The 17,584-nt window shown below is 72.2% G+C and carries 20 protein-coding genes; 11 read left to right on the top strand and 9 right to left on the bottom strand.

Annotated features, from left to right (window positions below):
* Window position 1 precedes the first annotated feature (1 nt).
* Entirely contained in the window at window positions 2–250 is a 249-nt protein-coding gene (locus ACBI99_RS15045) for a DUF3817 domain-containing protein (protein ID WP_357584580.1), read from the bottom strand.
* 535 nt (window positions 251–785) lie between these two features.
* Between ACBI99_RS15045 and ACBI99_RS15040 the strand changes: the two genes are divergently transcribed.
* A complete protein-coding gene (locus ACBI99_RS15040) occupies window positions 786–1,433 on the top strand; it encodes a DJ-1/PfpI family protein (protein WP_375072521.1) in 648 nt (215 codons plus the stop codon).
* A 49-nt stretch (window positions 1,434–1,482) separates the two neighbouring features.
* Window positions 1,483–2,667 (top strand): MFS transporter, encoded by a 1,185-nt coding sequence (locus ACBI99_RS15035; RefSeq protein WP_375072520.1) that lies wholly within the window; start codon window positions 1,483–1,485, stop codon window positions 2,665–2,667.
* Between the two features lie 502 nt (window positions 2,668–3,169).
* Here ACBI99_RS15035 and ACBI99_RS15030 read toward each other — a convergent pair.
* Complete coding sequence (locus ACBI99_RS15030) at window positions 3,170–3,505, bottom strand: SCO4225 family membrane protein (protein ID WP_375072519.1); 336 nt, start codon at window positions 3,503–3,505, stop codon at window positions 3,170–3,172.
* 133 nt (window positions 3,506–3,638) lie between these two features.
* Between ACBI99_RS15030 and ACBI99_RS15025 the strand changes: the two genes are divergently transcribed.
* The 8 genes from ACBI99_RS15025 to ACBI99_RS14990 all read left to right on the top strand — a co-directional run bounded on the left by ACBI99_RS15025 (window position 3,639) and on the right by ACBI99_RS14990 (window position 9,727).
* Entirely contained in the window at window positions 3,639–4,889 is a 1,251-nt protein-coding gene (locus tag ACBI99_RS15025; protein WP_357584572.1) for a hypothetical protein, read from the top strand.
* Between the two features lie 87 nt (window positions 4,890–4,976).
* The gene (locus tag ACBI99_RS15020; RefSeq protein WP_219509261.1) at window positions 4,977–5,489 is read left to right on the top strand and encodes a SigE family RNA polymerase sigma factor; all 513 of its coding nucleotides are present in this window, start codon (window positions 4,977–4,979) and stop codon (window positions 5,487–5,489) included.
* Window positions 5,486–6,424: an endolytic transglycosylase MltG gene (gene mltG, locus ACBI99_RS15015; RefSeq protein WP_375072518.1), complete on the top strand. Its 939-nt coding sequence runs from the start codon at window positions 5,486–5,488 to the stop codon at window positions 6,422–6,424. The genes ACBI99_RS15020 and mltG overlap by 4 nt, the downstream gene beginning before the upstream one ends.
* Before the next feature lie 45 nt (window positions 6,425–6,469).
* Window positions 6,470–6,805 (top strand): helix-turn-helix transcriptional regulator, encoded by a 336-nt coding sequence (locus ACBI99_RS15010; protein ID WP_219509257.1) that lies wholly within the window; start codon window positions 6,470–6,472, stop codon window positions 6,803–6,805.
* A 13-nt stretch (window positions 6,806–6,818) separates the two neighbouring features.
* Complete coding sequence (locus tag ACBI99_RS15005) at window positions 6,819–7,883, top strand: GNAT family N-acetyltransferase (protein ID WP_375072517.1); 1,065 nt, start codon at window positions 6,819–6,821, stop codon at window positions 7,881–7,883.
* A 59-nt stretch (window positions 7,884–7,942) separates the two neighbouring features.
* Window positions 7,943–8,266, top strand: a complete 324-nt coding sequence (locus ACBI99_RS15000) for a metalloregulator ArsR/SmtB family transcription factor (protein WP_308125950.1) — start codon at window positions 7,943–7,945, stop codon at window positions 8,264–8,266.
* Complete coding sequence (gene arsB, locus ACBI99_RS14995) at window positions 8,263–9,339, top strand: ACR3 family arsenite efflux transporter (protein WP_219509250.1); 1,077 nt, start codon at window positions 8,263–8,265, stop codon at window positions 9,337–9,339. Before ACBI99_RS15000 ends, arsB begins: the two co-directional genes overlap by 4 nt.
* Complete coding sequence (locus ACBI99_RS14990) at window positions 9,332–9,727, top strand: arsenate reductase ArsC (protein ID WP_219509248.1); 396 nt, start codon at window positions 9,332–9,334, stop codon at window positions 9,725–9,727. Before arsB ends, ACBI99_RS14990 begins: the two co-directional genes overlap by 8 nt.
* A gap of 3 nt (window positions 9,728–9,730) precedes the next feature.
* Here the strand turns inward: ACBI99_RS14990 and ACBI99_RS14985 are convergent, their stop codons facing one another.
* The 6 genes from ACBI99_RS14985 to ACBI99_RS14960 form a co-directional block, all read right to left on the bottom strand.
* Complete coding sequence (locus ACBI99_RS14985) at window positions 9,731–11,047, bottom strand: M28 family metallopeptidase (protein ID WP_375072516.1); 1,317 nt, start codon at window positions 11,045–11,047, stop codon at window positions 9,731–9,733.
* Window positions 11,044–11,226, bottom strand: coding sequence for a hypothetical protein (locus ACBI99_RS14980; protein WP_219509244.1), 183 nt, complete (start codon window positions 11,224–11,226; stop codon window positions 11,044–11,046). Before ACBI99_RS14980 ends, ACBI99_RS14985 begins: the two co-directional genes overlap by 4 nt.
* An 85-nt stretch (window positions 11,227–11,311) precedes the next feature.
* Window positions 11,312–12,364 carry an ArsO family NAD(P)H-dependent flavin-containing monooxygenase gene (locus ACBI99_RS14975; RefSeq protein ID WP_375072515.1) on the bottom strand — a complete coding sequence of 351 codons (1,053 nt, stop codon included), beginning with the start codon at window positions 12,362–12,364 and terminating at the stop codon, window positions 11,312–11,314.
* Between the two features lie 10 nt (window positions 12,365–12,374).
* Window positions 12,375–12,731, bottom strand: a complete 357-nt coding sequence (locus tag ACBI99_RS14970) for a metalloregulator ArsR/SmtB family transcription factor (protein WP_219509240.1) — start codon at window positions 12,729–12,731, stop codon at window positions 12,375–12,377.
* Window positions 12,732–12,797: 66 nt separating this feature from the next.
* Window positions 12,798–14,186: an FAD-dependent oxidoreductase gene (locus ACBI99_RS14965; RefSeq protein WP_375072514.1), complete on the bottom strand. Its 1,389-nt coding sequence runs from the start codon at window positions 14,184–14,186 to the stop codon at window positions 12,798–12,800.
* A 79-nt stretch (window positions 14,187–14,265) separates the two neighbouring features.
* Window positions 14,266–14,583: a metalloregulator ArsR/SmtB family transcription factor gene (locus ACBI99_RS14960; protein ID WP_357584554.1), complete on the bottom strand. Its 318-nt coding sequence runs from the start codon at window positions 14,581–14,583 to the stop codon at window positions 14,266–14,268.
* 59 nt (window positions 14,584–14,642) lie between these two features.
* Here ACBI99_RS14960 and ACBI99_RS14955 point away from each other — a divergent pair, with 59 nt between their 5' ends.
* Window positions 14,643–15,710, top strand: coding sequence for a flavin-containing monooxygenase (locus ACBI99_RS14955; RefSeq protein WP_375072513.1), 1,068 nt, complete (start codon window positions 14,643–14,645; stop codon window positions 15,708–15,710).
* 39 nt (window positions 15,711–15,749) lie between these two features.
* Here ACBI99_RS14955 and ACBI99_RS14950 read toward each other — a convergent pair whose 3' ends face one another.
* The gene (locus ACBI99_RS14950; RefSeq protein ID WP_375072512.1) at window positions 15,750–17,300 is read right to left on the bottom strand and encodes a carboxylesterase/lipase family protein; all 1,551 of its coding nucleotides are present in this window, start codon (window positions 17,298–17,300) and stop codon (window positions 15,750–15,752) included.
* Window positions 17,301–17,584 lie beyond the last annotated feature (284 nt).

Genomic DNA, 17,584 nt, shown 5'->3' with positions numbered 1-17,584 from the left:
ATCATCCATTCTGTGTGGCGCGTAGGTGACGGAGGGCGAGCTGGCCGCCCACCCCTGGAATGAGGGCGCGCAGGCGCACGCCGGACGGGGTTCGCGCCAGTGAGGCGGCGGCGATGACGGTCACGTAGGCCAGGCCGTGCACGGGCCCCGCCACGCTCGTGATCGTTTCGAGGTGGAGCGTGAGCAGGTTGATGAGCAGGATCGTGAGCGAGACGGCCTCGGCGGTGGCCGCCATCCGCAGGATGCGCACGCCGTCACGCTCCCGGCCGCAAAGCTGATCGAGTACAGATCATGAATTTCTCCAACCATCAGGCAGCCTGAAGCTTAGAGAGCCTTCAGTCTTTCTGAAAGCCGAGGATCGCAGCCGCCGTGTCGGCGTTTGCCCAGGTAATTCAGCCTTGGTGGGCACCGGCGGGGGAGGCGGATGACGTGATTTGTGGGGTATGTGTCGTTGACGCCATCGATCCTTGGGCCGGAACGTGGTGCCGTGCACCCACACCGCATCGCCTTCGTGATTACGGCTCGCGCGGGAGTACCCCGCCGCCTTCGTCCGCCACGGTCACCCGTGATCCGCAGCGGGGGCGACCACGGGCATGGACCTCGCGCCGGCCTGGGTGGAGGAGGACCAAGCGGGCGCTGAAGTACGGCGGCGGACCCCTCGATGTCATCGCCCGCCGCTACGGCTTCGGCACCGTCGAGACCCTGCGGCGCGGCTTTCACCGCTGCCTGGGCGTCACGCCCTCCGACCACCGCGACCGATTCCGAACCACGACGGGAGAACACCTGTGACCACGTACGGACTGCTGATCTTCGACGTCGTCGAAGAGCTCGACTTCGCCGGCCCCTGGGAGGTCTTCACCACCTCGGCCATCCTGCGCGGCGGCATCGACACCGCGCTGCTCATCGCCGAGCACCCCGACCCGGTCCAGTGCAGCAAGGGCATGCATGTGGGGCCCGATCGCACCCTGGGCGACCACCCGCCGCTGGACGTGCTGCTCGTCCCGGGCGGGCGCGGCGCCCGGGAAATCCAGCCGCACAACCCGGCCGTCACCGGCTGGATCGCCAAGACTGCCGAGCAGGCCTCCTGGGTCATGAGCGTCTGCACCGGCGCCTTCCTGCTCCACGCCGCCGGTCCCGCCCGCGGGCGCCGGGTGGCCACCCACTGGAACTACGAGGACACCCTCCAGGCGCGCGGGGACGTCACCGTCGTCCGCGACGCCCGCTACGTCGTGGACGGCAACCTGCTCACCACCCAGGGCGTCTCCGCCGGCATCGACGCCGCGCTCTGGCTCGTCGGCCGCCTCCATGGTCGAGACCACGCGCGTGCTGTCCGCCGCGAGATCCAGTACGAGCCCGCCCCGCCCTACCTCGCCGACGAGCCCCTTCTGGCCGGCACGCGTCGAACCGACCTGCGGGGCGGATCACGGCGATGAGGCGGCGCGGAAACGCTGATGCGCTCCTGCCTGTACAGGGATGATCTCCATGTCGCTTCTGGTCTTCTCACTCATGCTCGTGGTCCTCAGCCTGACCACCGGGGAGTTCGTCATCGCCGGGATCCTGCCCGACGTGGCAAGCGACCTGTCGGTTTCCGTTCCGGCCGCCGGGCTGCTGGTCAGCGCCTACGCCATCGGCATGATCGTGGGCGGACCGGTGATCACGACGCTGACCGCACGGCTGCCCCGCCGGCCGCTCGTCGTCGGGCTCATCGTCACCTCCATCGCCGGCAACGCCATGTCAGCCGTCGCCCCGAGCTATCCGATCCTGCTGGCCGGGCGTTTCGTCGCCGGACTGGTGGTGGCCACCTTCTTCGCCGTCGCGGTCGCCACCGCCGTGTCCACCGCTCCGGCGGGCAGGCAGGCCTCGACCGTGGCCCGGCTGACGTTCGGCATGAACCTGGGCATGATCGCCGGGACTCCGCTGGGCACCTTCATCGGTCAGAGCCTCGGCTGGCGGGCGACCTTCGCCGCGATCGCCGTCTTCAGCGCCACTGTTCTGATGATGGTCCTGCGGTCCTTCCCCGACGGGCCCGCGCCGCAGGTCGGCTCGCTCCTCGGCGAGCTGCGTGTCTTCACCAGCCGGGAGGTGATCCTGGCCATCGCGCTGACCGCCGCCGGAAACCTGGGCGTCGTCACCGTCTTCACCTTCATGGCGCCCCTGGCAACCGACGTCAGCGGCTTCCCCGGCACGGCGCTGCCCGCGCTGCTGCTGGTGTACGGGACCGGCGCCGTCCTGGGCAACTTCCTGGGCGGATGGCTGGCCGACCGGGCGCTCCTGCCCTCGCTCGCCGCTCTGCTGGCCGTCCTGGCGGGCGCCCTGGCCCTGGGCTGGCTGGTCAGCGGGCATCAGGGGGCGGCCGCCGTGCTGTGGTTCCTGCTCGGCGTTCTGGCGTTCGCCATCATCCCGGGCATGCAGACCCGGGTGGTGGCCACCGCGCAGGCTGCGCCCACCATGGCGGTCGCCGTCAACGCCTCCGGTTTCCAGCTCGCCGCCGCGATCGCCGGATGGCTCGGCGGGCGGCTCATCGACGGGCCGGGGCCGCGTTCCCTCTATCCGGTGGCCGCGGCCCTCACGGTCACCGGCCTGCTCATCGCCCTCTACGCGCTGCGGCACGACCGCCGCCGCCCTGCCGCCGCGCCCGCTGCCCAGGAACAGGGAGCTCGCCCATGACGCACTACCAGGCCGACCGGTCGCGCCCGCTTCGTGCCACGAGCTTCCCGCCGACCCCACCCGGCGCCCGCGGCGATCGGAGCTCCCTGATTGCGAGCCTCTTGTGAACTTAGAGATTTTGGACGCCCGGCTTCGACGGCGCTCCCGCCCTGGACCTCTCCACCCTGGAGCTCCGCGGCCTGCCGGCAGAATTGGCCGCGTACACCACTCTCACGCACCTCAAGCTGAACTTCAACAAGCTCAGCGAGCTGTCGGAATGGCTGGGCCGCCTGCACGCCATCCAGGAACTCGGCTTGGCCGGATCTGGCGGCGCTGGAGAAGGCGTGCTGCGGGTTCTTCGCCTTCGACGTCACGCTCGACGGCGAGCAGGTGGTGTGGGACTGCGCGGTGAGCGACGACGACACCGCCCGCGCCATCCTGGAGGAGTACTACCTGCTGCCCGACACCGCGCCGCGAGGTCCGGAGGAGCTGCCTGAGCGTCTGGCCGGCAAGGGCCTGCGTTTCATGGCCGGCCCGACCCGTTCCGAAGCCCCGGCGGGCGGGGGCGGGCGGGACCGCGCATGAGGCGCCAGATCAGATAGACCTGCAGCAAACCGGCTCCGGTGAGGATCGCTATGAGCAGTACGGGGTTCGCCATCTGCGGCGGGACGAGGTCCCATCCCCACCAGACGATCGGCCCGAGAGGGAAGGTGACGAGCATGAGCGCGACGCCGGACAGCAGGATCGGGTCCTGGACGGTCAGCGGGATCACCGCGGAAGCCACGCCGAGAAGCAGCACCAGGCCGGCGTACGCACCGGCGACGACCGACGCGGCACGGCCGTTCCTGTAATGCCTCATGCGGTCACGCTCCTCGGGTGCCCGGCGGAAGAGGCCGAGTGTATGCAACGGCGCAGCGCGGGCGGGGATTGTCGGTGCGGTGAGCCATACTCCGCCGAGCCAGGGTGATCACCGACAACGCGAAGGCGTGGGCATGGCACAGTTGCTGCGGGCGCTCGACGACGAGGTCTACGTCGAGTACGACACGTTCGGGCTGGACGGCACCGACCTGCCGTCGTGGGGTTCGCCCACCGATGAGATGCACCACTTCATCGCCGGGGTGCGGCTGGAGTCGTGGGACGCCGAGCCGGAGCCCGCGGACGACTCGTGGACGCCGGTCAGTTCGGCGACGTTCGTCGCGGAGAGCGGCGTGGTCTCGATCGTCACGATGATGGACGGCAGGGGGCATGACTTCCTGATCGGGCCGCCGCATTTCGAGTACGGCGTGCGCATGTACCTGCGGGAGCCGCGGCCGGGCGACGGGCATGGCACGGGGGAGTGTGAGGAGGCGTGGCTGCTCAGGATCTGGCCGATCCGGGATGTCTTCGACCCGATCACGCATGCGGCGCCGTTCTCCTATATCGCGCGGGGAGTGCTGTACTACTCGATCGACCTCGAACCCGAGCAGCTCGTGCAGCCGCCGGCGCGGCGGGAGGCGCCGGTGCCGGTCTCGGCGGTGGCGGACTGGGCGTCGCTGCGCCCGGACCCGGATCTGGACACGTTCGACGGATGGCTGCGCAGGGTGAGCCGTAAGGCCGAGGAGGCGGGCGTCACCGTTCACGAGCTGCTGCGCGGGGGCGGGCTCGACATCGAGGACGGCGCGGATCTCACCGTGGCCTCCTGCACCCCGCCGCGGGCGCGTGCGGGGCGGTTCACGGATCCGCTGGTCGACCGCTACTACGCCGAGCAGGCGCGGCTCGGCCCGCTGTCCGGACAGGACCCGGGCGAGGATCGGCTGCGTGAGTACGCCGACGGCGAGCGCATCGCCAAGGAGCTGTGCCGCAGCGGCGCCCGTACGTTCTCGGTGCCCGTCGAAGGTCGTGGCGCCCCGTACGTGTCACCGGGTGTGAGCCGTCGCGTGTGGCGGTGGGAGGACGACCTGCTCGGTGGCGAGCTCATGGACGGCGGGCTGACCGTGGACCGGCAGGTTCTGGCCAGGAACCCGTGGACCAGGCAGATCCTCGTCTCCGGCATCGTCACGGTCCTGCGCCGCGATCACGACAGGCGCGGCACCGGCGACACCGTCTGGTACGTGGTGCGTGACGCCGAGCCGCACGAGGCGGCGAGGGTCCTGTGCGCGGAGGCCACCTGGGAGGAGGACCCGGAGCAGCGCCGGGCCCTGGACGAGGTGGCCAGGGAGAAGCTGGTCGAGCTGAGGGCCACGTACAGGAGCCGGGAAGGGTGAGGGTCCTGTTGGCGGGGATCTTGGCGGTTCAGGCATAGATCAAGGCGCCGCCCGCGTCCTTGCCGGTGAATGTCGCGAGGAGGACGGGTGGATCCAGGCTTTGAGGCGGACTTCCGGCAGTTCGTGGTCGACCGGTCGGGGGCGCTGTTCCGTACGGCGTACCTGCTGACCGGTGACCGGCACGCCGCCGAGGACCTGGTGCAGTCGGCCCTGGTCAAGACGGCCGCGAAGTGGCGCAGTCTGCGTGATCCGGGCGCCATCGAGGGATACGTGCGCCGGGCCATGTACCACGAGCAGGTGAGCTGGTGGCGGCGGCGCTCACGTGTCGCGGAGGTGTCCACCGGCCGGCTGCCTGACCAGGGCGGCGACGGGCACGCCGACGTCGTGGATCTTCGCCTGGTGATGCGCGCGGCCCTGTCCCGGCTCACGCCCCGGCAGCGGACCATGCTCGTGCTGCGCTACTTCGAGGACCTCTCCGAGACCGAGATCGCGCGGTTGCTCGGCGTCAGGGTGGGGTCGGTACGCAGCCAGATCTACCGCTCGCTGGAACGCCTGAAGAAGACGGCGCCTGAACTGACCACCGTGAGGGAGTTCCGATGAACCTCGAGAACCTGCTGCGTGAAACGCTCTCCGACATGGCCGACGAGGAGCGGCCGCCCGCGCCCGGTCGGTTCCTGGTGGCCCACGACCGCTCCCGGCCTCGTCGCCGCGGCGTCGCCCTGGTGGCGGCGTCAGCCGTCGCCGTGCTGGCCGTCGGATCGGTGGTCGTGGTGCAGGGGATGTCGTCGCGGGCCCCCGGTGAGGCCGTCGCCGGGCCGCTGAACGCGGCGTCCGAGGCCCCGCGGGCTGTCACCGTGACGGTGGTGGAGGGGGTACGGGTCGCGCGGCTTTTCGAGATGCTGTCGTCGCGCACGGGCAGGCCGGTGGCGGAGTTCGAGAAGGCTGCCAAGGACGGCAGCGCGCTCGGGCTGCCGTCCTACGCGCGGGGGAGGCTCGAAGGGTTCGCCTTCCCCGGGCGCTACGCGTTCGCGCCCACCGCGAGCGCGGGTGAGATCCTCGGGGCGATGGTGGCCGGGTTCGGGGTGGCCGCCGACGGCGCCGGCCTGGTCGAGGGGGCCAGGCGTGCCGGCAGGACGCCGCTGGAGATCGTGACCATCGCCAGCATCGTCCAGGCCGAGGCGGGCCGGGACGAGGACATGCCCAAGATCGCCCGGGTCATCCACAACCGGCTGAACCGGAAGATGTTTCTGCAGATGGACAGCACGGTCCTGTACGGCCTGGGCAAGTACGGCGCCCGCGCCGGGCGCGAGGATCTCAGGAGCCGGTCGCCGTACAACACCTACAGGCGTGCCGGACTGCCGCCCGGTCCCATCGGCAACCCGGGGGAGAAGGCCATCCGAGCCGCGCTGAAGCCGGCTTCCGGACCCTGGCTCTACTACGTGACCACCGACCCGAAGAACGGAATCACGAAGTTCGCCTCCTCCGAAGCGGAGTACGCCGAACTGGTCGAAGAACTGCGCCGCAAGAAGCACTGAGCCGGTCTTCCCTTCCGACGCTTCATCGTCTATCGTCGATGTTCGATGAACACGAACGATGAGTCCCTGCCGCGCGCCGAGGCCGAGGAGTACGCGAGCTGGTTCAAGGCGCTCGCGGACGCGACGCGCATCCAGCTCGTCTCCCTGCTGGCCCGCAGGCGGGCGCCGATGAGCGTGGGCGAGATCGTGCTGGCCTCCGGAGTGGGCCAGTCCACCGTCTCGCACCACCTGAAGATTCTGGCCGACGTGCGGTTCGTGCTGGTCGACAAGCAGGGCACGTCCAGCCTCTACCGGATCAACGAAGCCTGCGTGAGCTGTTTCCCTACGGCGGCCGACGTGGTCATGGGCAATCCCGTGCCCGCCGCGCCCGCCTGTGAGTGAAGGGACGCCGGTCATGGGTGAGGAGAGCGCGGACGGGCAGGGAGGCGTGCTGCCGCGGACGGGGGAGAGCGTGCTCGTTCTCGGCTCCGGCGGCGGCGTTCTCGGTACCGGTGGCGGCTTCGACGTGCTGCCGGCGGCCCAGCGGGTCGGTCCGTACGGGACGGCGTACGTGATGGCGGACGGCCTCCCGTACGGGCTGGACGGCGGCGCGGACGGGATGGAGCGGGCGCGGCGGGAGGCGGCGCGGGCAGGGCTCGGCAACGTGCGGTTCCTGCGGGGCGGCGTCGAAGGGATCCCGCTTCCCGGCCAGTCGGTCGACGTCGTCGTCTGTGGCGGTCTGCCCGGTGGCGGGGAGAAGGCGGTGGCTGAGGCGTTCCGGGTGCTGCGGCCGGGCGGCCGCTTCGGGATGACCGCCACGACCGCCGCCATGACCGCCGATGCGGTCACCGGCGCGGTCACCCTCCTGGCGGCGGCCGGGTTCGTCAGCATCCGGATCGCACCCGCGACCGATCACGGTCAGGACGTGTCCAGCCCGATCATCCAGGCGGTCAAGCCGCCCGTGGGCCCCGGTCTGGAGATCCGGCCGATGCGGGACTCCGACGCCCCACAGGTGCTGGCGATCTACCAGATGGGCCTCGACACCGGGGAGGCCAGCTTCGAGACGGTCGCGCCGAGCTGGGAGGGCTTCAACGCCGGCAGGTTGCGGCACCTGCGCTACGTGGCGGTGGACGTCGACTCCGGGGAGGCCGTGGGCTGGGTGGCCGCTTCGCCGGTCTCCTCACGGCAGGTGTATTCGGGCGTCGTCGAGCACAGCGTCTACGTCCATCCGGGCTGCCAGGCGCACGGCATCGGCCGGGCGCTGCTGTCGGCGTTCGTCGCCGCGACCGAGGACGCGGGCGTGTGGACGATCCAGTCGGCGATCTTCCCGGAGAACGCGGCGAGCCTGTCGCTGCACCAGGCGCTCGGCTTCCGCGTGGTCGGCACCCGCGAACGCCTCGGCTGCCATCGCGGCGTGTGGCGGGACGTGCTGATGCTGGAACGCCGCAGCAGCGCCGACCCCCCTGTCCAGCATGGATAGATGTGTGTCAATATAGACCTCAGTCGACTTCGATAACCATCGATACGAAAGGGGTGCCGGTGAGGTGCAGCCCGCAGCTGGCCCGTGAGCCGCTGGACGCCGAACGGGCGGCAGCGCTGGCCCAGGTGTTCAAGGCGCTGGGCGATCCCGTACGGCTGCGGATCGTGTCGATCGTGGCCAGTCACGACGGCGGCGAGGTGTGCGTGTGCGACATCACCGGCGCGTTCGAGCTGTCGCAGCCGACCATCAGCCACCACCTCAAGGTGCTCAAGGAGGTCGGCCTGCTCACCAGCGAACGGCGCGCCTCCTGGGTCTACTACCGGCTGGTCCCCGAGGCGCTCGGCGAGCTGTCGGCCCTGCTCGACGTGCCGGTCGTCGCATGAGGCCCGCCTCGTCCCCGCCGGGCGTGATCGGCGCGCTGCCGGTCCTCGACCGGCTCCTGCCCGTGTGGATCATCGCGGCGATGGCGGCCGGACTGCTGCTCGGCAGGCTGGTCCCGGGGCTGGACGCCGCCCTGGAGGCGGTGCGGATCGGCGGGATCTCGCTGCCGATCGCGCTCGGCCTGCTGCTGATGATGTACCCGGTGCTGGCCAAGGTCCGCTACGACCGCGTCGGGGCCGTCACCGGCGACCGGCGCATGCTCGCGGCCTCGCTGGTGCTCAACTGGGTGCTCGGCCCGGCGTTGATGTTCGCGCTGGCCTGGACCTTCCTTCCCGACCTGCCCGAATACCGCACCGGGCTCGTCATCGTCGGCCTGGCCCGATGCATCGCGATGGTGCTCATCTGGAACGACCTCGCCTGCGGCGACCGCGAGGCCGCCGCCGTCCTGGTCGCGCTCAACTCGCTCTTCCAGGTCGTCGCGTTCGGCGCGCTCGGCTGGTTCTACCTGGACGTGCTGCCTGGCTGGCTCGGCCTGGCGCAGACCGGGCTCGACGTGTCGACCTGGGACATCGCCCAGTACGTGCTCGTCTTCCTCGGCGTCCCGCTCGTCGCGGGCTACCTGTCCCGCCGGCTCGGCGAGCGCGTCAAGGGCCGCGACTGGTACGAGAGCCGCTTCCTGCCCCGGGTGGGCCCGATGGCGCTGTACGGCCTGCTGTTCACCGTCGTCATCCTGTTCGCCCTGCAAGGCGGCACGATCACCGCGCGGCCCGGCGACGTGGCCCGCATCGCGCTGCCGCTGCTGGCGTACTTCGCGCTCATGTGGGGCGGCTCGTTCCTGGCCGGGAAGGCGATCGGCCTGGGGTACGAGCGGGCCACCACGCTGGCCTTCACCGCGGCGGGCAACAACTTCGAGCTGGCCATCGCGGTCGCGGTCGGCGTCTTCGGCGTCACCTCCGGCCAGGCGCTGGCCGGGGTCGTCGGCCCGCTCATCGAGGTGCCCGTCCTGGTCGCCCTGGTCTACGTCAGCCTGGCCGGGCGCCGCCTGTTCCGCAGCGAGGAGATCGTCCATGCCTAGTGTCCTGTTCGTCTGCGTGCACAACGCCGGGCGGTCCCAGATGGCCGCCGGTTGGCTCACCCACCTGGCCGGTGACCGGATCGAGGTTCGCTCCGCCGGGTCCGCGCCGGCCGAGCAGCTCAACCCGGTCGCCGTCGAAGCCATGGCCGAGGCCGGCATCGACATCCGCGCCGCCCGGCCGCGCATCCTCACCGCCGACACGGTGCGGGCCTCCGACGTGGTGATCACGATGGGCTGCGGCGACGCCTGCCCCGTCTTCCCCGGCAAGCGTTACGAGGACTGGCAGCTCGACGATCCCGCCGGTCAGGGCATCGAGGCCGTACGCGCCATCCGCGACGAGATCCGTACCCGGGTCGAGAAGCTCGTCGGCGAGCTGCTGCCCGACTGAGCGTCACCCACGCCGGGCCAGCAGCTCCACGGTGGCCACCAGGAGCCGGGCGGCGGCCAGCAGGGTGTCGTTCCGGACGCGATCGGGCGTCTCGGCGGGGGTCTGGTAGCCGGGCATGCCCATGCCGATGCCGACGGCGGGCAGCCCGGCGGCGGCGTAGCGGCGGTTGTCGGAGGCCATGGCGCCGGCGCGCAGCGGCACCCCGGTCAGCCGGCCCGCCTGGTCGAGGGTGGCGAGCAGGGCGTGGGCGGGGCCGCCCGCCTCGACGGAGGCGGCCTGGTGCAGCTCGGCCGCCCCGTCCAGGTTGATCACCAGCGTGTCCTCCGGCAGCGTGGCGGCGTGGTGCGCCGAGCCCCGGGCGCCGGCCTCCTCGCCGTCCAGGAACGCCACCGACAGTTCGACGCGGGAGGCGGCCGGGCTCGTCGAGAGGACGCGGGCGGCCTCCAGGACCGCGGCCACGCCTGAGGCGTTGTCGGCGGCGGCGGGCAGCCGGGCGCCGGGGTCATCGCCGACGCCGTCATAGTGCGCCGTCAACAGCACCCGAACCCCCACCCCGCCGCCCGGACCGAGAACGTGCGCTCCCGACTCGCCGCCGGTGGTGCGCGGGGAGCCGGCGTACGCTCCCGGCTCGTCGTCCGTGGTCCACGGGGAGCCGGCGTGTGTCCCCGGCTTGCCGTCACGGGGGAAGTGGGCGTGGACGTTCAGCCCGTGGGTGTCGAGGCGGCGGAGTGGGGCCGATGCCGTCACCTGGACGGGACGCTCGGCCGCGGTGTCGGCCAGCCGCCGGTGCAGGTCGGCGCGTACGGCGAGGATCGGCACGCCGCGCGTGGGCGGCCCGGCGATCATCTTGGGCATCCAGCCCTCGGCGTCGGTGCCGCGCGCGATCAGCACCCCGGCGGCCCCCTGCGCCTCGGCGAGGTCGCAGGCGCGGGCCCAGCCGCCGGGCGCGGCCGGCACCCACCGGCCGCGCAGGTCACCCTCGGCGGAGGGCGCCAGGGGCGCGGTGTGCGGGGTGGGCAGATCGGCGGAGGCGAGGTGTTCGGCGAAGTCCCGGCGATGCCGCAGCCGGGTCGTCCCGCCGTCGTGCCATTCGAGGACCGGCGTGGCGTACAGGTCACGCACGTCCGCGACGGGAAAGCCGTCGAGCCGGACGTCGCCGCCCAGCTCGCGCAGCCGGGCGGCCAGCCAGGCGGCGGCGGCCCGGCCGCCGGGGGTGCCGACGCGCCGCCCGGCGTACCGGTCGGCGGCCAGCTCGTGCACGGTGGCCCGCATGCGCGCCGCCGACACCCGGTCGACGGCGCGCCTGGCTGTGGAGGTCATCCGCAGCAGCCGGTCGAGCTGTCGCTGGGGCCGTCCTGCGCGTCGGCGGGGGCGTTGCCGCAGCAGGTCGTGGCCGTCTCGGTCGCGGCGGCCGTACTGCCGCAACAGCCTCCGGCGGCGGCCGGGGCGAAGGCGTCGTTCAGGTCGCCGATGAAACCGCCGCTGAGCTGAGTGGTCATGATGATCTCCTAGTTAGATGGACATCTAAACAGCGGCCACACTCTCACACTGATTAGAAGAACGTCAAGATAGACGAGGATCGAATCAGCCGGTGATCTCGGCCACCAGGTGCCGCGCGGTCCGGCCGGCGCCGATGAGCGTGGCCGACGCCGGGCCGGTCCAGTCGCCGTACCCGAGCAGGTGCAGCCGAGGCTCGCCCCGCGCGCGGGTGCCGTCGGTGGCGATCAGCCCGTCGGAGCCGCGCAGCCGCAGCGGCGCCAGATGGCCGAGCGCGGGCCGGAACCCGGTGCACCACACGATGACGTCGCACGGCGCCGTGCTTCCGTCGGCCCAGACGACCCCCTCGGGGGTGATCGCCGAGAACATCGGCTCGGCCTTCAGCACGCCGCGGTCGCGCGCCTCGCGTACCGGCGGTACGGCGACGATGTCGCCCAGCTCGCCAATGCTCACGGGGCTCTCCCCGCGCGCGATCGCCTGATGGCGGCGCGTGGCGAGCGCGAACAGCGCGCGCCCGTCGACCTCGTCGGGCAGCAGCCGGGGCGGGCGCGACGCGACCCAGGTGGTGTGGGCGACCTGCGAGACCTCCGCGAGGATCTGCGCGGCCGAGTTGCCGCCGCCCACGATCACCACGCGCCTGCCCCGGAACGGCTCCGGCCCCCGGTATCCGGCGGTGTGCAGGTGCTCGCCGCGAAAGTCGCGCATGCCGCGACAGTGCGGGATGTACGGCCGCCACCAGGTCCCCGTCGCGCTGACCACGACGCGCGCCCGCCAGGTGCCCGCGCTGCTCTCCACCACGAGGCCGTCCGCGGCACGGCGAACGGCCCGGACGGCGGCGGGACGGACCACGGGCAGCCGATAGCGCCGCTCGTAGTCGGCGAGATAGGCGACGACATGCGCGGCGTCCGGATAGCCGCCGTCGGCCGGGATCGGCATCATGCGGCCGGGCAGCGAGCTGTACTGCGCGGGCGAGAACAGGCGCAGCGACGGCCAGGCGTGCCGCCAGGCGCCGCCCGCCGCCTCCTGGGCGTCCAGGATGACGAAGTCGGCGCCCGCCCGCCGCAGGTAGTAGCCCGCCGCGAGCCCCGCCTGCCCGCCCCCGATGACGACGACCTCAGCCACGGCCGACGGTGCTGTCATGAGAGTGCGGTCATACGGTGACGAGCTCCGGTTCGGCCAGCGGGGCGAACAGCGCGCCCAGCTTGTTCACCGTCTCGGGGACGATCCGGTAGTAGACCCAGGTGCCGCGCCGCTCGCCGTCGATGAGCCCGGCGGTGCGCAGCACCTTCAGGTGGTGGCTGATCGTGGGGGCGGTCAGGTCGAAGGCGTCGGTCAGGTCGCACACGCACGCCTCACCGCCCGCGTGGGAGCCGATCATCGACAGCAGCCGCAGCCGTACGGGGTCGGCGACGGCCTTGAGGAGGCCCGCCAGCTCGGCGGCGTCGCTCTCGGCCAGCGGCTCCCGCGCGATCGGCGCGCAGCACGCCGCTGTCGTGTTGGCGGTCATGACGGCACCTCCTGCTTTGAAACCTGTCTAAATGATAGGCGATGGCAGGACGGCGAGGCCCGGCGCTCAGCCGCAGCAGCCGCCGGACCCGGCGGAGGCGCCCACGGTCGCCAGCGGCAGCAGGCCGCCGCCGACGCCGGTGGCCAGGCCGACCCGCTGCTCCTGGGCCTCGGCGAGACCGGAGGAGCACACGCCGGTCTCGGGCAGGTCCAGCCGTACGTCCCGGGCGGCCTCCCAGTCGCCGGCCAGCGCCGCGACCACCGAGCGGACCTGCTCGTAGCCGGTCGCCATCAGGAACGTGGGCGCGCGCCCGTAACTCTTGACGCCGACCGCGTAGTAGCCATCCTCCGGATGCGCGAGCTCGTCGACGCCGTGCGGCGGGACGGTGCCGCACGAATGCCGGTTCGGGTCGATCAGCGGTGCGAGCTGCCGGGTGGAGCCGAGGACCGGGTCGAGGTCCAGGCGGAGCTCGGCGGCGATGGCGTGGTCGGGGCGGTAGCCGGTGGCGCTGACGATCCGGTCCACGGTGACGGACTGCTCGGCGCCCGACGGGTCGCGGCTGATCACCTCGACGCCGCCGGCGCCCTCCCGTGCGCGGTGGGTGAAGAAGCCGGTCAGCAGGCGGATGCGGCCGGAGTCGACGTGCGCGCGCAGCCGGGTGCCGAGCGCGCCGCGTGCCGGCAGCGCGTCGGCGTCGCCGCCGCCGTAGGCGCGGGCGGCGCTCCCGGCGCGGATGGCCCAGGTGATCGGCGTGTCCGGCAGCTCGGCCAGGGCCAGGAGGGTGGTGGCGGCCGAGTGTCCCGCGCCGACGACCAGGGTGTGCCTGCCCTCGTACGTGTCGCGGTCGGCGCCGAGAACGTCGGGCAGGGCGTGGTCGACGGCCACTTCCGCCTCGCCGTGAGCGGGCAGGCCGCTCGCGCCCAGGACGTTGGGGGTCGCGTACGTGCCGGACGCGTCGATGATCGCGCGCGCCCGGATCTCCTCGCCGTCGCCGAGGCGGATCAGGAACGGGACGTCCTCCCGGCCGCTCGTCCGCACCCGGTCGTAGCCCAGGCGGCTGATCGCCGACACGCGGGCGCCCAGCCGTAGCTTGTCGCCGAACAGGGCGGCGAGCGGGGCCAGGTAGTCGCTGATCAGCTCGGCGCCAGTGGGGAGCCAGTCGGGGTCGGGCTCGGTCCAGCCGGAGGCGGTGAGCAGGCGGCGGGCGGCGGCGTCGACGTCGTAGCGCCACGGGCTGAAGACCCGGACGTGCCCCCAGCGGGCGACGGAGGCCCCGGCCCGGTCGCCGGCCTCCAGGACCAGGAAGTCGATGCCGCGCTCGGCCAGGTGCGCGGCGGCGGCGAGGCCGACGGGGCCGGCCCCGATGACCACGACGGGCAGGGCGCCGGTGTCGCCCGCGCTCAGGGGGCGCTCCAGTTCGAGTGAGGTGGTGGTGCCGCAGCAGCTGTCGCTCATCGTCGTCTCCGATCGGTTGATTAGAAATCTGTCGAAGTAACCAGCAGCAGCATGCAACGCTGATTAGAAGATTGTCAAATCAAGGAGCGGGCGGGCAGCAGGTGCTCAGGGCGGCCTGCAGATCGGCCAGCGCCTTGCCGATGCGTGCCGCGTCGGCGCGGTAGTAGACCGTCTTCCACTCCCGGCGCGAGGTGAGCACGCCGCCGTCGCGCAGCGTCGCCAGGTGGGTGGAGGTGGCCGACTGGGCCAGCGACATCCGCTCGGCGACCTCGCCCACGGTCAGCTCCGCACCGCCGGCGAACAGCCCCATGATCTGCTGGCGGGTCTCGCTGGCCATCGCCTTGAGGAAGCCGCGCGCCTCGGCGCTGAGCCCCATCCCGTCGGTCGTCATGGTCATAGCATCACCCCGGGCTCATCATATTGTGATTTCCCGATTTGACGATACGATGTGGCGTCATGGACACCATCGTCATCGGCGGCGGCCAGTCGGGCCTCGCCGCGGCCCGCGCCCTGCGCCTGCGTGGCCGCACCCCCGTCATCCTGGAAGCCGGCCCAGAACCGGCAGGCTCCTGGCCGCACTACTACGACAGCCTCACGCTGTTCTCGCCCGCCCGCTACAGCGCCATGCCGGGTCACGAGTTCCCCGGTGATCCCGACCACTACCCGACCCGCGACGAGGCCGCCGCCTACCTGCGGCGCTACGCCGACAGCCTCGACGTGGAGATCCGCACCGGCGTCCGCGTCACCGCCGTGCGCCCCGACGGGGCAGGCGGCTTCCTGGTCCACCCCGCGACCGGCGACCCCATCCGCACCAGAGGCGTCGTGGCCGCGTCGGGCTCGTTCGGCAACCCGTACGTCCCGATCGTGCCCGGGCAGGACGGCTTCACCGGCCGGGCGCTCCACGCCGCCGCCTACCGTGACCCCGGACAGCACGCCGGCCAGCGCGTCGTCGTGGTCGGCGCGGGCAACTCCGCCGTGCAGATCGGCTACGAGCTCGCCAGGACGGCCACCGTCACCCTCGCCACCCGGGCGCCCATCCGGTTCTTCCCCCAGATCATCGCCGGCCGGGACGCGCACCACTGGCACACCACCACGGGCTTCGACACCCTGCCGCCGCCCTGGCTGGCCCGCATCGCGACCGGCACCCTCGTCATGGACACCGGCGACTACGCCGCCTCACTGGAGGCCGGTCGCTGGGACCGGCGCCCCATGTTCACCGCCTTCGACGGCGACCGGGTCGTCTGGGCCGACGGCAGCCGCGAACCCGTCGACACCGTCATCTACGCCACCGGCTACCTGCCCCACCTGGACTACCTGCGGCCCCTGGGCGCCCTCGACGAGCGCGGGCTCCCGCTGCACGACGGCGGCATCTCCACCACCACCCCGGGGCTGGCCTACGTGGGGCTGGAGTTCCAGCGCTCGTTCGCCTCCAACACCCTGCGCGGCGTCCACCGCGACGCAGACCACGTCGCCGCCCCCGTCGCCGCCTACGCCGGCGGCGCCCTCACCGCCTACGGCCTCTGACCCGCTGTCGGTCAGAGGCCGCAGGCGAGGCCGGGCGGGTCAGCTCGGGTTGAGGTCGTTCTTCCAGATCTCGCGCTCGTCGCGGCGCGGGTCGTAGACGATGACGTTGTCCGGCTTGTTGTCGTGGTGGAAGGACATCACCGGGCGTTCGGTGGTGTTGTAGGTGGCCCACTCGCCGAGCCGGCCGGTGGTGGCGAACTCGACCCAGCGGCCGTGCAGGGCGTCGGCGAGGGCCTGGGGCGGGTTCGGGCCGGTGAAGGCGGTGCTGTCCGGGTTGGCGAGCGTGTCCCAGGCGAAGGGCAGCGGCAGGCTGTGGCAGGCGCCCAGCTTGACGCTGAGGATGTTGGGCGTGACGGGCGAGCGCCAGCCGAACTCGAAGACGTACGTGTCGGCGGACGCGTCGATGCGGGCCTCGGCGATGCGGTAGGTCGGGATGCGGAACATGCGGTCGGTGAGCGTCGCGCAGGCGATGCCGGACGGGGCGTTGCGCGGGTACGGCGCGACGTCGGTCTCGGCGTAGCGGTCGTAGAAGCCGGCCGGAGCCCCGTACACCTCGGTCCTGGTCCGGAACGCCGCGTCGCCGGGCCAGCCCACCATCGGCGTGGGGACGACGAAGGTCCTGAACTCCTCGACGGTGGTGCCGATGAGCAGGGTCACGTCGGCGCCGCGGCCGTCGGCGATGGCGTCGATCGGCAGGCGCGGCACGACGTGGCCGTCGATGACCGGCATGAACGACATGCCGCACGAGGCGATGGTGCTGGCCCCGTAGCGCTCGGGGTCGGCGCTGGAGGTGACGTCGTCGCTGACCTCGGCCTGGGCCGCGATCAGGGCGGCGGTGTCCACTGCGGCGAGCGCCTGGGCGGTGGGCTGCACGTTCAGCCGGGTGGCGACGGCGGCGGTGATCAGGGCGGCGTCCTGGACGGTCTGGCCGATGTGCGCGCTGCCGCTCTCGACGATGGCCTGCTGGAACAGGTTGCGGTCGAGGGAGAGCAGGGTCAGCACGCTCATGGCGCCGGCGGACTCGCCCGCCACGGTGACGTTGCCGGGGTCGCCGCCGAAGCGGGCGATGTTGTCGCGCACCCATTCCAGGGCGAAGATCTGGTCGAGCAGGCCGCGGTTGGCCGGGGCGGGCGCGTCCTCGATGTAGGCGAAGCCGTCCACGCCGAGGCGGTAGTTGACGGTGACGCAGACGACGCCGTCGCGGGCGAAGGTGGCGCCGTCGTAGGTGGTCACCGCGGAGGAGCCGGTGGTGAACGCGCCGCCGTGGATCCACACGAGCACCGGCAGGGCGGCGTCGGAGTTGGGCGCGCTGGTCCACACGTTCAGGTTGAGGTAGTCGTCGCCGGGGACGACCGGGTTGCGGAAGAGCTCGCCGAGGCGGCCCTTGAGTGGCGGCTGCGGCGGGGTGGGGCCGAACGCCTGGGCGGGCAGCGGCGCGCTCCACGGCCTGGGCGGCACGGGCGCGGCGAACCGGTTCTGGCCGACGGGCGCGGCGGCGTACGGGATGCCGCGGAAGGCGGCGATGCCGTTCTCGGTGAGGCCCAGGACGGGGCCGTGGACGGTGGGCACCTCAACGGTGGTGGGCGACATGGCACTCCTCGGCCGGGTCAGGTCGGTGCACGCTCGCCAAGGGGCCGGCCGTCCCCGGAGCACCGTCCAGGCCGACAAGCCGCGGCCAGGCATCTGGGTGATTACCCGGAGTGATGATCGCCGGATCTGGTCCTGACGAAGCATGACGATCTGTTGCCTCAGGATTTCTGTCCGGACTTGCCGGGCACCTGAGTAAGCATTCCTTACCAACTCACTGCTGACGGCTGTGCTCGATGTCGGGATACAGCCTCTTTGGAACTTTGGGTCTTGTGTAAGGTCCGGTG

Source organism: Nonomuraea sp. ATR24, from assembly GCF_041950485.1.
Classification (GTDB): domain Bacteria; phylum Actinomycetota; class Actinomycetes; order Streptosporangiales; family Streptosporangiaceae; genus Nonomuraea; species Nonomuraea ceibae.
Note: the sequence above shows the minus strand (reverse complement) of the source record. Positions and strands in the feature narration are given on the sequence as shown.